Here is a 15,650-nt window from a genome sequence, read left to right as displayed (position 1 = left end):
GCAATGCGGATCTTGATGGTGTCGGAGGATTTGCCGGGCGAACAAATCGGCGGCTTGGGCAAGCATGTGGTGACGCTGGCCAACCGCATGCTGGCGGACGGCCACGAGGTCGAGATCCTCGGACGCGACGACCGCGGCCGCGACGACTGCGCCGGGCAGATCGGCTTCAAGGGACGCTTCCGTCCCGGCTTCGACCAGGCCCGGCCGGGCTGGAAGGAATTGCAGCTGGGCGTGTTCAACCCGCTCAAACGCCCTTATTTCGCGCGCAAGATCGGGCGCGCCATCAACGAGCATGCGCGCGGTTTCGACGTGGTCCACTACCACGGCCACCTGCCCATGGTCGGCCTGCACGTCGACCCGGACATCAATTACGTCCAGACCCGCCACGACCAGGGCAGCGAATGCCTGACCCATTTGCGCTTCCGCGACGGCGCGGTGTGCGACAACCTGGTGCCGGGCGACTGCTCGGCCTGCATCGCGCGCCAGGCCGGCCCGATGCGCAAGACCGTCACCGCGATCGCCGTCAACGGCTACCGCGAGCAGACCGCGCGCGCCTTCGCCCGCCACAAGACGGTGTTCGTGTCGGACTTCCTGCGCCGCCAGTTCCTGCGCGCCGTGCCTGGCGCCGACCTGTCGCGCTGCCGCGTGATCCACAACTTCGTCGACTACCCGCGCCTGAAGGCGGTGGCCGAGGCCGCGCCGGAACCAGCGCATGGCGACGTGGTGCTGGTGGGACGGGTCGACAAGGGCAAGGGCTTCGCCGAATTCCTGGCCGCCGCCGAAGGACGGCTGCCGCCGCACGCCCGCCTGCACATCGTCGGCGACGGCCCGCAGCGGGCCGAGCTCGAGGCGCGCCATGGGGGAGAGCGGGTGCGCTTCCTCGGTTGGCAGGATTATCCCGCCACCCTGGCCCTGAGCGCGCGCGCCCACCTGTGCGTGGTGCCTTCGCTGTGCGAGGAAGCCTGCAGCACCACGGTGCTGGAAGCGCTGGCCCTGGGCCGCCAGTGCGTGGCCCTGGCGCGCGGCGGTACGCCGGAACTGGCGCAATACCAGCTGTACGAGGGCCAGCTGCAGCTGGCCGATTCCATGGACGAGCTGGTCGGGCGCCTGTGCGCCCAGCTCGCCGAACCACCGCGCCGCGCGGAGCCGGCCCCCTTGTTCGGGGCCGACGCCGGGCGGCTGCTACCGCGACTACTGGAGCTGTATGCCGAACAAACCAACCTTCTCGATCGTTACGTGCACCTGGAACAGCGCCGCCACGCTGGCTGACACCCTGGCCTCGGTCCAGTCCCAGACCTGCCAGGACATCGAGCACATCTTCGTGGACGGCGGCTCGACCGACGGCACCCTGGACATGATCGCCGCCTATCCCGGCAACAAGCGGGTCCTGCGCGACGTCGGCGGCGGCATCAGCCGCGCCATGAACCAGGGCATCGAAGCGGCCCAGGGCGAGTACGTCGCCCACCTGCATTCGGACGACTACTACACCGGCCCCGACGTGCTGGCGACCGTCGCGCGCCGCTTCGACGAGGCGCGCGCGGCCGGCCATCCGGTCGACTGGCTGTACGGTAATATCCAGGTATTAAAGGATGGGCAATTGGTGCCACCCTATGCCATGCCGCCGTTCTCCTACCGGTCCTTCGTTGCCGGCCGGGCCTCGATTCCGCATCCGGCCGTGTTCGTCCGCCGCGCCGCCTTCGAGCGGGTCGGCATGTTCGACGAGAAATTGAAATACGCGATGGACATCGACCTCTGGCTGCGCCTCGGCGCGGTGGCGCGTCCGGCCATGGTCGACCGGCCGCTGACCGTGTTCCGCGATCACGCGGGCAGTGTGTCGTCAAGCAACAAGATCAAGGCGAGGCGGGAAGAGTTTGCGGTGCGCAAGCGTTATATGAAGAAGGCGCCGCTGGCCTTCGGCATCTACTGTCTGAGATACATGAAACGCATGCGCGCGCTGGAAGCCGAAGCGCGCCAGTAGCAAAAACGACAGGATTGCCGTTTCGTCTTTCCAGGCATGACACGGACATTATCAGGCAGTTCAGGACCGTTAAAAGCCTGAAAATATTATTCGGCAAAACTTGAAATTTTTGCGTGGCATTTCTGCGAGGCAAGCAAAAAAACTGTGATTTCATCGGGAAATTTCCCGTGTCCAACAAAAGATTGCGGTACCATTCTTTTCGTTGACTAGGCGCATGACGCGTCCGGCACGGTAGGTCACACACGCGCCCGGTCTGCGGCGCCCCTCAGGAAATCTCAAGTTTTATTCGGAGCTTCAGCATGAAATTTCACCGGAATGGTCTCGTCCGCGCGGCGGCAATGGCATCGCTGTTCGTGTGCATGAGCGCACGCGCCGACTGGGTCGAGTCCACCGATCCCCTGATCGTTAAGCCGAGCCCGGCAATGAACCAGGTGCAGGCGCAGAATCCGCCGGGTTTCACCTGGGCGCGCCACGGCACCGGCCCGGCCACCTACGAACTGGAAATCACCCCGGTCGGCGGCACGCCGACCAAGGTCACCGTCGACCGCAACTGGTACCTGCCGTCCAAGGCCCTGGCGCTGGGCAACTATACCTGGCGCGTGCGCCCGGCCGGTTCGAGCGACTGGTCGTCGCCGCGCACCTTCGCGGTCACCAGCAAGTCGAACCTGTTCGAAGTGCCGGACAACACCACCCTGCGCAACCGCATCCTGTCCAAGGCCCGTCCGCGTTCGCTGCCGGCCTCGTTCACTCCGGCCTCGACCTGGAACACCGCCAAGAAGACCGAGCTGGAAGGTTATACCAGCCGCCTCGGCAATGAAGTCAAGGCCCAGATCACCGCCGTGCCGGCCCTGTCCGATGCGCGTTGGTCGATCACGATCAGCGCACCGTTGACCGCGGCCATGGCGTCGCAGCAGACCGACGTGCGCCAGCGCATCAACGAAGCCAGCCGCCAGCTCGAAGCCGCGGCCATCATGTACCGCCTGAAGGGCGAAGCGGTCTACCTGAACGAAGCGCTGAAACGCGGCGACGAACTGGCTTCGCTCGACCCGAACGGCCCGACCAGCTACGCCAATCAGGACCAGGCCACGCGCCAGATCGCCTGGGGCCTGATCAAGGCGGTCGACATCCTGGCCGGCAACCTGGACGCGGGCCGCAAGACCCGCTGGCTGGCCGCGGTCAAGGCGCGCGCGACCGAGATGTTCAACAACCTGGCGGGCGACAACGGCCGCCTGGACCAGTACCCGTTCGACTCGCACGGCAATACCAGCCTGGTCTTCATGGTGCTGATCTCGACCCTGTCGCTGGGCGATATTCCTGAAGCGCAGAAGTGGTTCGACTTCTCGTTCCGCGCCTACGCCAACAGCCCGTCGCCGTGGAGCGGCGCGGAAGGCGGCTATGCCAACGGCACCGCCTACGCCGAATACGCGGCCGGCTACCTGCTGGCCCTGTGGGATCCGCTGACCCATGCCACCGGCGTGAACTTCTTCGCCAAGCCGTGGACCCTGGGCTTCCTCGACTTCGCGATGGAATTCATCCCGCCGGGCGCACGCACCCACGCCTTCGGCGACGCCTCGGAGACCAAGCCGGACGGCCGCGTGTTCCGCGCCTTCGCATCCCGCATGTGGTCGCCGCGAGCCGCCTGGTACGTCCGCAACCTGGGCGGCATGGAAGATTCGCTGTCGCTGCTGCAGGCCCAGTATCCGCTGCCGGTGAGCAGCACCAAGGTCTACCAGGCGCCGTCGAACTCTGCCCACTACCCGAGCACCGGCTGGGTGGCGATGCACAGCGACCTGGCCTCGACCTCGCGCAGCTCGCTGTTCTTCAAGTCCAGCCCGTACGGCTCGTTCAACCACAGCCACGGCGACCAGAACGGCCTGCTGCTGTCGGTCGCCAACCAGCCCCTGCTGGTCAAGGCCGGCTGGTACGACTGGTACGGTTCGCCGTACTGGACCGACTGGTACCACCAGACCCGTTCGCAGAACGCGATCACCTTCGACGGCGGCAAGGGCCAGCTGGTGAACGGCTACCGCGAGCAGCTGCAGCGCAACGGCAAGATCACCGCGTTCTCGGCCCAGCCGTCCTACGACTACACCGAAGGCGACGCGACTCCGGCCTACGGTGGCCAGCTGACCATGGCGAAGCGCCAGGTCTGGCACCTGCGTAACGCCGGCAATGCGATCCTGGTGCGCGACCGCCTGGCGAGCACCGTGGCCCGCACCTACGAGTGGAACATGCACACCCCGGTCATCATGACGGTGGAAAACAGCCTGAACGTCAAGGTGGCGGCCGGCAACCAGATGGTCTGCGTACGTTCGCTGAACACCTCGGCGACCTTCGCCAAGTGGATCGGTCCGGGCGCCAAGGCCAACGTGGTCGAAGACCATGGCGCCTTTTACCTGAAGAACGACGGCAAGTCGATCGCCGAGTTCCTGGTGCTGCTCGACGTCGGCTGCAAGCGTCCGGAAGTCAAGATCGCCACCTCCGGCTCGACCCGTACGGTGACCGTCGGCGGCCAGTCCGTGACGCTCAACTGAACGCTGGCCTGATGCGCGCCGTGCTAGACTCGGCGCGCACCGGCACCAAGTCCCCCTGCGGCTTCGCGCTGCCGGGGGATTTTTATTTGGTGGCGCCGGTTGAATGATCGTAGGGTGGACGGGGTAGTTCGGGCCAGTGGCCCGAATGACAAACGTCCACGCGGTGACAGTCGGCAGCGAGATGATCGCGCCGGTGACCGGCGCCGATAACATTCACCGCGTGGACGGGGACCGCCCCGACACCGTTACCGGGGGAAGCGCGCAGTCGTGACGACCATGAAACAGGCATTCCTGATCCAGGCGCACAAGGACATGGACCAGCTCAACGCGCTGGTCGCCCAGCTGGCCGACCCCGACTTCCTGGTCTACGTCCACCTCGACCGCAAGTGCGCCCTCGACCCGGCCCGGCTGCACCCGGCCGCGCGCCTCATCCAACAGCGGGTCGAAGTGCGCTGGGGCTCCTTTTCGCAGGTCGAGGCGACCCTGGTGTCGCTGCGCCAGATCCTGGCCGAGGCGCCGGACTTCGACAAGCTGCTCTTCCTCTCGGCCCAGGATTTCCCGCTGCTGCCCAACAGCCTGCTCAAGCGCGAGCTGGAACGGATGCGCGAGCGCGAGCTGATCGAGACCGCGCCGATCGGCCCGGACGGCTGGAAGGTGGCGCACCGCTACCAGTACTTCCACCGCGAAGGCGGCAGCCGGCTCGAGCGCCTCGCCTGCGGCCTGGCCAACCGGACCCTGCGCCTGTTGAAGCGCACGCGGCGCCTGCCGCATGGCCTGGCACCGCATGGCGGCTCGTCCTGGTGGGCGCTGTCGCGGCCCTGCCTGGTGGAAGTGCTGCGCCTGGCGGACAGCCATCCGGAACTGGCGCGCTTCTGCCGCACCGTCCAGTGCCCGGACGAACTGTTCTTCCAGACCCTGGTCATGCATTCCTCCTTCGCCGGCCGGGTGCTGCCGGAGAACTTCCGCTACATCCAGTGGCCGGAGCAGGGCGCGCGCAATCCCAAGATCCTGGACGAAGCCGATTTCGAGCGCATCCGCGCCTCGCGCGCCCACTTTTGCCGCAAGCTCGACAGCCGGGCAAGCGCAGGACTGCTGGCGCGCCTGGTGCCCTGGAAGGAGAGCAGGGCGGCGGCATAGCGCCAAGAGGCGCGTGGTGAGGATTCGCGCATTTTTAGCGGCCGTCCGCATGCTAAGGTGGAGTCATCGAAACATTGCCATTATTGCCATGTTGAACCAGAACGCGCTGTGGACTTTCATCAAGATATCGCTCGTGCTCACTGCCGCCTGCCATTTGTTCCTGGCCAGTTACGGCATCGGCGACAAGCTGGGCGCCTTCCTGTACCGCTTGAGCGCCGGCTAAGGTTCCAAGGACGCACAGGCCGCTTCCCGCTTCATGCCGGGGGGCATGGTGGCCTGGCGCACGGTAGCCCAGCGGCGGGTGCGCCATACTGGCCGCTCCACCGCTAGCGGGATGCTTCCCGACCCTGACCATGGCCAGCGACGACATGCCTTTCCTCATCCTGACGCGCGCAGGTTTCGACGATATCGTCGCGCGCATCGAACAGCCCGGCGCCGTGCTGCTGCTGAACCCCGGTATCGCCTCCGAGACTGAATTGGCGCGCCTGCGCGAAGCCGGCGCCACCATCCACCTGCTGCCCGCCGCCATCGCCGCGGGTCCGGCCCCGGGGCTGGACGGCGTGCTGCACGCTGCCGGCGCCGGCGGGGCCGCATGGATCGAGCATGCCGTCGCCACGCCCGGTCCGGTGGCGCCGGCCGTGGAACCCGAGCGGCTGCCGGAGGAGCAATCGCGCGCGCTGCACCATCGCCTGGTGGGCACGGTCGGCAGCCTGGCGGGTCATGCCTTGCGCCGTCTGGGACGCTTCGGACAGGGGGGCAATCCCATGCTGCTGCCCTACCTGGGCTTCGGCAACGCGAACAAGCTCTGGGTCAAGGGCCGCGTGCTCGATGAGGTCGACTTCCGCGAGCAGACCGGGCAGGACAGCGGCTGGCACAACCTGGTGGCCCTGTACCGCCGCCTCGAGTCCGACCAGGTGTCCGGCGCGCGCGTGGTGGCGCGCTTCCAGGACCAGGTGATGGAGACCCATACCGACCGCGGCGGCTACTTCGCCTTCGAGATCCCGTCTTCGGCGCCGCTCTCGGGCGGCTGGCACGAGGTGGAGCTGGAACTGCCGGACAGCGCCACGCGCGACCGCGGCGTCGTGCGGACCGTCGCCCAGGTGAGCGTGCCCGCCGCCTCGGCGCGTTTCGGCATCATCAGCGACATCGACGACACCGTGCTGTGGACGAATGTCACCAACAAGCTGAACATGGCCCTGATGCTGGCGCGCTCGAACGCCCACACGCGCAAGCCCTTCAAGGGCGTGGCCGCCTTCTACCGCGCGCTCAGCGCCGGCGCCTCGGGCCAGGACGAGAATCCGATGTTCTACGTGTCGAGCAGTCCCTGGCACCTGTTCGGGCCGCTGGTCGACTTCCTGCGCGTGCAGGGCATTCCACTGGGGCCGCTGCTGCTGCGCGAGCTGAACATGAGCCAGGTGCTCACGCTGACCAGCCACGGCAGCCACAAGCTGGACAAGATCGAACAGATCCTGGGGTATTACCCGGACATGCAGTTCGTCCTGATCGGCGACAGCGGCGAGCAGGATCCGGAGATCTACACGGAAGTGGTGCGCCGCCATCCCAAGGCGGTGCGCATGATCTATATCCGCAACGTGAACCCGGACCCGGCGCGCATCGATGCGCTGGACCGCCTGATCGCGGAAGTCAGCGCCACCGGCGCCCAGCTGATCCTGGCGCCGGACAGCGTGTTCGCCGCCTCGCATGCGGCGGCCGAAGGCCTGATCCATGTCGACCGCCTGGCGGATGTGCGCTCCGACAAGCGCGAGGACGACAAGCTGCTGCATTCGTCCACCTGATACCACTTTAAATTTTTCTCGGCCAAGTTCCACCAAATTTATTTAACTGGTTTGATCGGAAGTGACTCTTTTGTAAACGTCGCTGGGGAGTCGACGATCATTTTTGATGGGGCAAGAAATTTGTCATATCGCCTGGGTATGAGTATCGCGCGGTCACACGCGCTAGTCCATTGCTGACGCAGGTACGATCACTCACGTTGCGCAATTGGTAAAAAATCCAGGGCTCCGTTTAATGATCGGTTTCTCGTGGGCGGTCGGCCGAACCTGTGCGTCCGACTCGCCGCTCGACGCGGGCTAGGCAATGCCTGCTGCAGCGCCGCGCAGAAGGACAAAAAAAGACAATATGGCCGAGTGTGCTGCATCGCACAGATGGCGCCATATCCTGAACCGTGCGCGCCCAACGCTGCGCTAGAATCGATTGGCCCCCTTGACCCATCGATAACGGTTTTTATCAGTCACGAGCATCCATGCGCAGCAAGCCCTGTTCCATCGCGTTCATCGTGCGCGATCCCTTGCCACCGGTCCGCGCCGATGTGCTGACCCTGTTTGGCGCGGAGATGCCGCGCTATGGGGTGCATACCGAGCTGGTCGGCCAGTCCGGCAGCGCAAGCCATGGCAACAGCGATGATCCGTGGCGCGCCGGCGGCATGCACCTGGTGGGCAGCCTGAAGAGCCGCTTCGCCAGCGTGCTGTCGCCCGTGTGGGACCTGCTGGGCCTGCTCCGTGCGGGCCGCGGCGCCCGCCCGGACTGCATCCAGGTGCGCGACAAGATCGCTTCCGGCCTGCTCGGCCGCTGCGCCGCCGCCGTCCTGGGCGTGCCCTTCGTGTACTGGATGTCCTTTCCCATCGTCGAAGGCTACGCGGTGCGGCGCGACGAGATCGGCCGGCGCGGCAAGGGCTTGACCTGGCTGGCGCATGCGCTGCGCGCGGCCGCCTCGCGCTTCGTGGTCTACCGCCTGGTGCTGCCCGGGGCCCGCCACATCTTCGTGCAGAGCGAAGCGATGGCCGACTGGCTGGCGGCCAAGGGCTATGCGCGCAGCCGCATGACGGCCGTGCCGATGGGCGTGGACGCCGCGTTGTTCGACCGCAGCAAGGTCGAGCCCGCCGTGGATGCGCGACTGGATGGCCGCCGCGTCGTCATCTACCTGGGCAGGGTGGCCCAGGCCCGCAAGTCTGACTTCCTGCTCGACGTCGTCGAGGCGCTGCGCCAGTCCATGCCCGACGTGCTGCTGGTGATCGCCGGCGACGCGCCTTCCGAGGACGAGATGGCCTGGATGCGCGCCGAGATCGCACGCCGCCGGCTCGAGGAGCACGTGCTGCTGACCGGCTGGCTGCCCCAGCGCAGCGCCCTCGGCTATGCGCTGCGGGCCGAGGTCGGCCTGTCGCCGATCCCGCGCGGGGACTTGTACGACGTGTCTTCGCCGACCAAGCTGGTGGAATACCTGGCGCTCGGCATTCCCAGCGTCGCCAACGACATTCCCGACCAGGCCCTGGTGGTGGCGCAGAGCGGGGCGGGCCTGTGCGTGCCGATGGAGGCCGCCGCTTTCGCCGGCGCCACCCGGCGCCTGCTGGAGGACCGCGCCCTTGCCGCCGAGTTCGCGCTACGTGGCCCAGCGTACGTAAGAGGCCACCGGACCTATGCTATTCTGGGTCGGATAGTTGCTGAAACGTACACAAAAATCCTGCCCGACCGGACGTGACCCGATGTGGACCTACTCGCTGAAATGCTCGCTGCGCTCGCTGGTCCGTGAACTGGCGCGCAACCTGTGGGGCAGGATCCTGATCTATCCGGTGCTGGCCCGCAACGAGCGCTCGGCCGCCAGCCTGAACGGCTACATCGCGCGCCGCGCCCGCGCCCTGCGCGTGCCGGTGCCGCCCGACGGCACCCGGCTGGTGTTCGCCAGCCCCGGCGCCAGGCTGCTCGCCAAGGCCGAGGTCAAGCAGCATCCCGGGCGCTTCGTCCGCCCGCGCAAGCTTGGCACCCTGATCCGCAACACCATCAAGACCAGCGGCACCTCGGGCTCGCCCCTGACCCTGGTGCAGACCCTGGGCACGGTGATCCGCGAGGAAGGCTTCGTCTACCGCCAGCTGCGCTGGATCGGCTTCCGCCACGGCCAGCGGCGCGCCTGGATCCGCGGCGACATCGTCTGCGACGACCAGCCGAAGGATGGCCGCTACTGGTGCCGCGACTGGGTCGGCAACATGCTCATGATGTCCTCCTACCACCTGTCGAACGCCACCATCGGCGCCTATATCGACGCGCTGGAACGCTTCGATCCCGTCGTCATCCATGCCTATCCGTCCTCCATCGCCGCGCTCGCCAACTGGCTCAACGCCGCCGGCCGCACCTATCAGGGCAAGGCGCTGCGCGGGGTGATGACCTCGTCGGAGACCCTGGAGCCGGACGTGCGCGAGGCCGTCATGAAGGCCTTTGGCGTGATCGTGTTCGACTGGTACGGCCAAGCCGAGCGGGTGTCGGCCATCGGCACCTGCGAGCAGGGGCGCTACCACCTGCTGACCGATTACGCGGGCGTCGAGCTGCTCGACAAGGGCGAGGGCAGGGCCGAAGTGGTGGGCACCACCCTGAACAATGCGGCGATGCCGCTGGTGCGCTACTGCACCGGCGACACCGTCGTCCCGGACGGCGAAGCCTGTCCCTGCGGCCGGGTGTTCCCGACGCTCAAGGCGATCGTCGGCCGCCAGGAAAAAATACTGACCTTGCCGGACGGGCGCATCGTGGCGCGCCTGGACCGCATCTTCCAGGGCCACGACCGCAGCCTGGTCGAAGGCCAGGTGCTGTACCACGGCGACGGCCGCTTCACCCTGCGCGTGGTGACCACCGAGGGCTTCACGGCCGCCGACGAAGCGGCGCTGAAGGACAAGTTCCTGCTGCGCGTGCCCGGCGTGCCGGTCGAGGTCGCCCGGGTGCCGGCGATTCCGCGCGGCCCGAACGGCAAATTCGAATTTATTGCCGTGGAATTCTGAATCGTGCGCTTCCTCAAGAAAACATTGTTGTACTATTTAAAACAGTTTCTTATGTGCAGGTTTCTGACCAAAGGGCAGGCGGCATGAAGCAGACATCGCATCCGGCGGTGCCGGCGGCGGTAGTAGACACTGCGCCGCGGGTGCTGATGCTGGGCACGGCGCCCGGCGGGCGCGGCGGTGTCGCGACCGTGGTTTCGCTGCTGCGCCAGGACGGCCTGTTCGAGCGCGAAGGGGTGCGCTACGTCCCGACCCATACCGAGGGCAGCCGCATCGACAAGGCGCGCGCCGCCCTTGGCGGCCTGGTGGGCACCCTGGCCTGCCTGTGGCGCCGTCCCCGACTGGTGCATGCCCATGCGGCCTCGAACGCCAGCTTCGTGCGCAAGTCGCTGTTGCTGGCGCTGGCGCGGGCGCGCGGCTGCAAGACCGTGTTCCACCTGCACGGCGCCTGTTTCGACAGTTTCAATGAACATGCCAGCGCCCCGATGCGTCGCTGGATCCGCCATACCCTGGAGGCGAGCTCGGTCGTGATCGCGCTGTCCGAGCGCTGGGCCGGTTTCCTGCGCGGGATCGCGCCGCGCGCCCGCATCGTGGTGATCCCGAACTCGGTGCCCCTGCCGGCGCTCGGCATCGAAGAGGAACAGCCCGGGCGCATCCTGTTCCTGGGCCAGATCGAGCAGCGCAAGGGCATCCATGAACTGGTGGAAGCGCTGGCGCGCATCGCACCGCGCTTTCCACAGGCCGTGCTGGCGATCGGCGGGCAGGGCGAGCTGGAACAGGTGCGGCGCCGCGCCGCCGAACTCGGCATCGCCGACCGCATCGAGCCGCTGGGCTGGGTCGACGCCCGCCGCAAGGCCCAGGAACTGGCGCGCGCATCGGTGTTCTGCCTGCCTTCGCACGCCGAAGGCTTGCCGATGGCGATGCTCGAAGCCATGGCCGCCGCCAAGCCCATCGTGGTGACCCCGGTGGGCGGCATTCCGGACGCGGTGCGCGACGGCGACAACGGACTGATGGTGGCCCCGGGCGACGTGGAGGCGCTGGCCGCCGCCCTCGCCAGGCTGCTGGGCGACGCGCAGGAGCGGCGCCGCCTGGGCGCGCGTGCCCGCGCCACGATAGAACAAGAATACGAGTCCGGCGTCGTGATCGGGCGCATCTCGGCGGTTTATCGACAACTTGGCACGGCGGGGGGGCAATGAACGCAACAGTTCGCATGGTATGGCTGGTCAACCGGCTGCGTTGCATGTCGGTGGCCGAGCTCGGCTACCGGGTCAGGCAGGCGGCGGCGATCCGGATGGGACGGCGCCTGAGCGGCCGCCAGGCGCCGCCCGCGCCGCCGCCCCTGCCGCGCGCGCTGACCCTGGCCGCCGACGGCGTCCCCGCGCTCGACCCGCAGGAGATCGACGCCCTGCTGCTGGACGCCGACCGCATCTGCGCCGGCCATGTGGTGCTGTTCGCCGAACGCCGCTTCGACGTCGGCGTTCCCACTGCCTGGAACCGCGATCCCGAGACCGGCGTCACCGGCCCCGCCATCTATGCCGGCGACATCGCCATCACCAACCGCGAACTGGTGGGCGACATCAAGCACGTGTGGGAGCTGAACCGCCACCTGCACCTGGTGCGCCTGGCCCAGGCCTGGTCGCTCACGCGCGACCTGCGCTGGCTGCACGCGCTGGAGCAGCAGCTGCGCAGCTGGCTCGACCAGTGCCCGCCGCTGACCGGCCCCAACTGGACCAGCTCGCTCGAACTGGGCATCCGCCTGATCAACTGGAGCCTGGTGTGGCAGCTGGTGGGCGGCGAATCCGGCACCCTGTTCGCGGGCGAGGCCGGCCAGAAGCTGCGCGCCGACTGGCTGGGCAGCATCCACGCCCATTGCCGCACCATCGCGCGCCATCTGTCGCGCCATTCCTCGGCCAACAACCACCTGATCGGCGAACTGGCCGGCCTTTACGTCGGCGCCACCACCTGGCCGTGCTGGAAGGAGTCGGGCGAGTGGGCGGAGCAGGCGCGCCGCGAGCTCGAGCACGAGGCCGTGGCCCAGTTCTCGCGCGACGGCGTCAACCGCGAGCAAGCCTTCGCCTACCACATCTTCTCCAGCGAATTCCTGTTCGTGGCCGGCCTGCTGGGGCAGGCCGCGTCCAGCGCGAACCGCCCCGCGTTCTCGCGCGGCTACTGGGCCGCGCTGCAGCGCGCGCTGCGCTTCCTGCGCTCGGTGCGCGACGTCGGCGGCCACGTGCCCATGGTCGGCGACGCCGACGACGGCTGCGTGTTCCGCCTCGATGCTTCCGGCCTGGACCGCGCCGGCCAGCTGCTGGCCCTGGGCGACACCGTGTTCGGCGGCCAGGCCGACCAGCACCCCGGCGTGCGCTGGCTGCTGCACGCCTTGCCGGGCGGGCGCCCGGATTGCGATCCGCATGAAACCAGTTCGGGCAACAACAGCGGCTGGGCCTTCCCGGACGGCGGCTATCTCCTGTTCGGCAACCACTTCGGCGAAGAGCGCGAGATCAAGGGCATGCTCGACTGCGGCCCGCTGGGCTACCTCGGCATCGCCGCCCACGGCCATGCCGACGCCCTGGCGCTGACCCTGTCGGTGGCGGGCGAGGAATGCCTGGTCGATCCGGGCACCTATTCCTACTGGCAGGAGCAGAAGTGGCGCGACTACTTCCGCGGCACTTCCGCGCACAACACGGTGCGCATCGACGGCCAGGACCAGTCAGTCAGCGGCGGGCGCTTCATGTGGCTGAAAAAAGCCCGCGCCAGCATCGAACGCATGCCCAGCTCGCCCCACGAATTCGAGTTCCGCGGCTCGCACGACGGCTACCAGCGCCTGTCCGACCCGGTGCGCCACGTGCGCAGCGTGCGTTTCGACGGCGCCAGCAATACCCTGGTGGTGCGCGACGAGGTTTCGGCCCGCAAGCCGCACAAGGTGGAGCTGTTCTGGCATTTCGCCCCGGAACTCGACGTGCGCCTGTCCAGCCATGGGCTGTCGGTGCGCGGCAAGCGCTTCGTGCTGCAGATGCAGGCCAGCGGCGCCGACCTGCAGCTGGAGCTGGTGCGCGGGGCCGAAAATCCGCCGCTCGGCTGGTATTCGCGCACCTACGAAAGCCGGCAGCCGTGCGAAGTATTGCGTGTCACGACCGTATCGTCCGCCATTCCGGTCGAATGCAGGTTTACAATAACGTTTTTTTAATAACAAATATTTATCATAGGGAAAGTCCTCATGCAGATTTACCTCGTCGCCGGTGCCCGTCCGAACTTCATGAAAATCGCGCCGATCGTGCGTGCCCTGCAGGCGCAGGATGCACTGTCGTTCAAGATCATTCACACCGGACAGCACTACGACCGCGAGATGAACGACGTCTTCTTCGAAGAACTCGGCATCCCGCAACCCGATGTCTTCATGGCCGCCGGCGGCGGCAGCCATGCCCAGCAGACCGCCAAGATCATGGTCGCCTTCGAGGAACTGTGCGTGGCCGAGCGCCCGGCCGCCGTGCTGGTGGTCGGCGACGTCAACTCGACCCTGGCCTGCTCGATCGTGGCCAAGAAGCTGAACATCCCGGTGGCCCACGTCGAGGCCGGCCTGCGCAGCGGCGACATGACCATGCCGGAGGAAATCAACCGCCTGGTCACCGACAGCATCTCGGACTGGTTCTTCGTGACCGAGCCGGCCGCCCTCGAGCACCTGCGCCGCGAAGGCAAGGCGGACTCCGCCGTGCACTACGTGGGCCACGTCATGGTCGACAACGTCCTGTACCAGGCCGAGAAGCTGAGCTCGGCCGATACCTCGGCCTTCGAGACCAGCGCGTTCAAGGCCGCCCAGCAGGCCGCCGGCGGCCGCTATGGCGTGGTGACCATGCACCGTCCGAGCAACGTCGACGAGCCCGAGACCTTCGCCCGCATCGCCGGCGCGCTCAAGGAGATCGCTGCCGAGCTGCCGCTGATCTTCCCGGTGCACCCGCGCACCCGCGCCAACATCGAGAAATTCGGCATCGACCTGGGCCCGAACGTGACCCTGGCCGGCCCGCAGGCCTACATGGCCTTCCTCAACCTGTGGAAGGACGCGGCCGTGGTGCTGACCGACAGCGGCGGCCTGCAGGAAGAAACCACCGCGCTGGGCGTGCCCTGCGTGACCATCCGCGAAAACACCGAACGCCCGGTGACGGTCGACGAAGGCTCCAACGTGCTGGCCGGCACCGATCCAGTCGCCATCGTGCGCGAAGCCCGCAAGGTGCTGCGCGGCGAAGGCAAGCAGGGCCGCCGCCCGCACCTGTGGGACGGCAAGGCGGCCGAGCGCATTGTCGCCATCTTGGCAAAGGAACTTGCATGAATGAACGGGTCGCGGCCAAAGGCGCCGCACAAGAACGCATCACGCTGATGGGCTGCGAAGTCGACAACCTGTCGATGGAAGAAACGCTGGGACGGATCGAAGGTTTCATCGGGTCCGGCCAGCCGCACCAGCACGTGGTGGTGAATGTCGACAAGCTGGTCAAGGCCAGCCGCGACCCGGAACTGCGCCGCATCATCAATGAATGCGCGCTCATCAATGCGGACGGCATGCCGGTGGTGTGGGCCTCGCGCCTGCTCGGCAAGCCGCTCAAGGAACGGGTCGCGGGCGTCGACCTGTTCGAAGCGCTCATGCGGCGCGCCGGCGAGAAAGGCTGGCGCGTGTTCCTGCTGGGCGCGAAGGAAGACGTGGTCGGCAAGGTGGCCGAGACCTACCAGCGCAAGTATCCGCGCCTGGTCCTGGCCGGCTGGCGCAACGGCTACTGGAAGGGCGAGCACGAGGAAGCCGAGGTCGCGCGCCAGATCCGCGACAGCCGCGCCGACCTGCTGTTCGTGGCGATTTCCTCGCCCAAGAAAGAGCAGTTCCTCGGCAAGTACCAGGCCGAGATGAAGATCCCCTTCGCCATGGGCGTGGGGGGCACCTTCGACGTGGCGATCGGCAAGGTGAAGCGGGCGCCGGTCTGGATGCAGAAGTCCGGACTGGAATGGTTCTACCGCTTCCTGCAGGAGCCGCGCCGCATGTTCCGCCGCTACTTCATCGACGACATGGCCTTCGTCTGGCTGTTCATCAAGGAAGCGGCCAGGGGCAGGTAAGGGCCGGCAGGACGAGCAGGCGACAGGATGACCCAACAGGGATGAGGCGGCCACGGAAAGCCGCCTGACAGCACGACGGCGGCCGCAGAAGCCGCCCTGACACAAGACCATGGGCCGGCGCGCGCCGCC

13 protein-coding genes are annotated in these 15,650 nt (G+C 67.3%); all 13 read left to right on the top strand.

Annotation, left to right across the window (positions count from 1 at the left end):
- Window positions 1–3 precede the first annotated feature (3 nt).
- The 13 genes from V7778_RS19515 (at window position 4) to V7778_RS19455 (ending at window position 15,521) form a co-directional block, all read left to right on the top strand.
- On the top strand, window positions 4–1,269 hold the full coding sequence (locus tag V7778_RS19515) for a glycosyltransferase family 4 protein (protein WP_335558306.1): 1,266 nt from the start codon (window positions 4–6) through the stop codon (window positions 1,267–1,269).
- The gene (locus V7778_RS19510) at window positions 1,205–1,978 is read left to right on the top strand and encodes a glycosyltransferase family 2 protein (protein WP_335558305.1); all 774 of its coding nucleotides are present in this window, start codon (window positions 1,205–1,207) and stop codon (window positions 1,976–1,978) included. The genes V7778_RS19515 and V7778_RS19510 overlap by 65 nt, the downstream gene beginning before the upstream one ends.
- Window positions 1,979–2,277: 299 nt before the next feature.
- Complete coding sequence (locus tag V7778_RS19505) at window positions 2,278–4,512, top strand: DUF4962 domain-containing protein (protein ID WP_335558303.1); 2,235 nt, start codon at window positions 2,278–2,280, stop codon at window positions 4,510–4,512.
- Window positions 4,513–4,657: 145 nt separating this feature from the next.
- Window positions 4,658–4,783 carry a hypothetical protein gene (locus tag V7778_RS19500; protein ID WP_335558301.1) on the top strand — a complete coding sequence of 42 codons (126 nt, stop codon included), beginning with the start codon at window positions 4,658–4,660 and terminating at the stop codon, window positions 4,781–4,783.
- A 5-nt stretch (window positions 4,784–4,788) separates the two neighbouring features.
- On the top strand, window positions 4,789–5,649 hold the full coding sequence (locus V7778_RS19495; protein WP_335558299.1) for a beta-1,6-N-acetylglucosaminyltransferase: 861 nt from the start codon (window positions 4,789–4,791) through the stop codon (window positions 5,647–5,649).
- 88 nt (window positions 5,650–5,737) lie between these two features.
- Window positions 5,738–5,872, top strand: a complete 135-nt coding sequence (locus V7778_RS19490) for a hypothetical protein (RefSeq protein WP_335558297.1) — start codon at window positions 5,738–5,740, stop codon at window positions 5,870–5,872.
- Window positions 5,873–6,002: 130 nt separating this feature from the next.
- Window positions 6,003–7,445, top strand: coding sequence for an App1 family protein (locus V7778_RS19485; RefSeq protein WP_335558295.1), 1,443 nt, complete (start codon window positions 6,003–6,005; stop codon window positions 7,443–7,445).
- 467 nt (window positions 7,446–7,912) lie between these two features.
- Window positions 7,913–9,145, top strand: coding sequence for a glycosyltransferase (locus V7778_RS19480; protein WP_335558293.1), 1,233 nt, complete (start codon window positions 7,913–7,915; stop codon window positions 9,143–9,145).
- Window positions 9,146–9,149: 4 nt separating this feature from the next.
- Window positions 9,150–10,430: a phenylacetate--CoA ligase family protein gene (locus V7778_RS19475; RefSeq protein WP_335558292.1), complete on the top strand. Its 1,281-nt coding sequence runs from the start codon at window positions 9,150–9,152 to the stop codon at window positions 10,428–10,430.
- 83 nt (window positions 10,431–10,513) lie between these two features.
- Complete coding sequence (locus tag V7778_RS19470; protein WP_335558290.1) at window positions 10,514–11,623, top strand: glycosyltransferase; 1,110 nt, start codon at window positions 10,514–10,516, stop codon at window positions 11,621–11,623.
- Window positions 11,620–13,614, top strand: coding sequence for a heparinase II/III family protein (locus V7778_RS19465; RefSeq protein ID WP_335558289.1), 1,995 nt, complete (start codon window positions 11,620–11,622; stop codon window positions 13,612–13,614). Before V7778_RS19470 ends, V7778_RS19465 begins: the two co-directional genes overlap by 4 nt.
- Window positions 13,615–13,644: 30 nt before the next feature.
- On the top strand, window positions 13,645–14,751 hold the full coding sequence (gene wecB / locus V7778_RS19460) for a non-hydrolyzing UDP-N-acetylglucosamine 2-epimerase (protein ID WP_335558288.1): 1,107 nt from the start codon (window positions 13,645–13,647) through the stop codon (window positions 14,749–14,751).
- Window positions 14,748–15,521: a WecB/TagA/CpsF family glycosyltransferase gene (locus tag V7778_RS19455; RefSeq protein ID WP_335558286.1), complete on the top strand. Its 774-nt coding sequence runs from the start codon at window positions 14,748–14,750 to the stop codon at window positions 15,519–15,521. Before wecB ends, V7778_RS19455 begins: the two co-directional genes overlap by 4 nt.
- Window positions 15,522–15,650 lie beyond the last annotated feature (129 nt).

The sequence above is a fragment of the Massilia sp. DD77 genome, from assembly GCF_036961685.1.
Taxonomy (GTDB): Bacteria; Pseudomonadota; Gammaproteobacteria; order Burkholderiales; family Burkholderiaceae_D; genus Telluria.
The sequence above is the reverse complement of the archived record's forward strand: the minus strand, read 5'-3'. Positions and strand labels throughout refer to the sequence as shown.

What these genes read in the sequence shown, in the direction of transcription:
- V7778_RS19515 (WP_335558306.1), top strand. Translation starts at nt 4, where the DNA reads ATGCGGATCTTGATGGTGTCGGAGGATTTGCCGGGCGAACAAATCGGC.
- V7778_RS19510 (WP_335558305.1), top strand. Translation starts at nt 1,205, where the DNA reads ATGCCGAACAAACCAACCTTCTCGATCGTTACGTGCACCTGGAACAGC.
- V7778_RS19505 (WP_335558303.1), top strand. Translation starts at nt 2,278, where the DNA reads ATGAAATTTCACCGGAATGGTCTCGTCCGCGCGGCGGCAATGGCATCG.
- V7778_RS19500 (WP_335558301.1), top strand. Translation starts at nt 4,658, where the DNA reads ATGACAAACGTCCACGCGGTGACAGTCGGCAGCGAGATGATCGCGCCG.
- V7778_RS19495 (WP_335558299.1), top strand. Translation starts at nt 4,789, where the DNA reads ATGAAACAGGCATTCCTGATCCAGGCGCACAAGGACATGGACCAGCTC.
- V7778_RS19490 (WP_335558297.1), top strand. Translation starts at nt 5,738, where the DNA reads ATGTTGAACCAGAACGCGCTGTGGACTTTCATCAAGATATCGCTCGTG.
- V7778_RS19485 (WP_335558295.1), top strand. Translation starts at nt 6,003, where the DNA reads ATGGCCAGCGACGACATGCCTTTCCTCATCCTGACGCGCGCAGGTTTC.
- V7778_RS19480 (WP_335558293.1), top strand. Translation starts at nt 7,913, where the DNA reads ATGCGCAGCAAGCCCTGTTCCATCGCGTTCATCGTGCGCGATCCCTTG.
- V7778_RS19475 (WP_335558292.1), top strand. Translation starts at nt 9,150, where the DNA reads ATGTGGACCTACTCGCTGAAATGCTCGCTGCGCTCGCTGGTCCGTGAA.
- V7778_RS19470 (WP_335558290.1), top strand. Translation starts at nt 10,514, where the DNA reads ATGAAGCAGACATCGCATCCGGCGGTGCCGGCGGCGGTAGTAGACACT.
- V7778_RS19465 (WP_335558289.1), top strand. Translation starts at nt 11,620, where the DNA reads ATGAACGCAACAGTTCGCATGGTATGGCTGGTCAACCGGCTGCGTTGC.
- wecB (WP_335558288.1), top strand. Translation starts at nt 13,645, where the DNA reads ATGCAGATTTACCTCGTCGCCGGTGCCCGTCCGAACTTCATGAAAATC.
- V7778_RS19455 (WP_335558286.1), top strand. Translation starts at nt 14,748, where the DNA reads ATGAATGAACGGGTCGCGGCCAAAGGCGCCGCACAAGAACGCATCACG.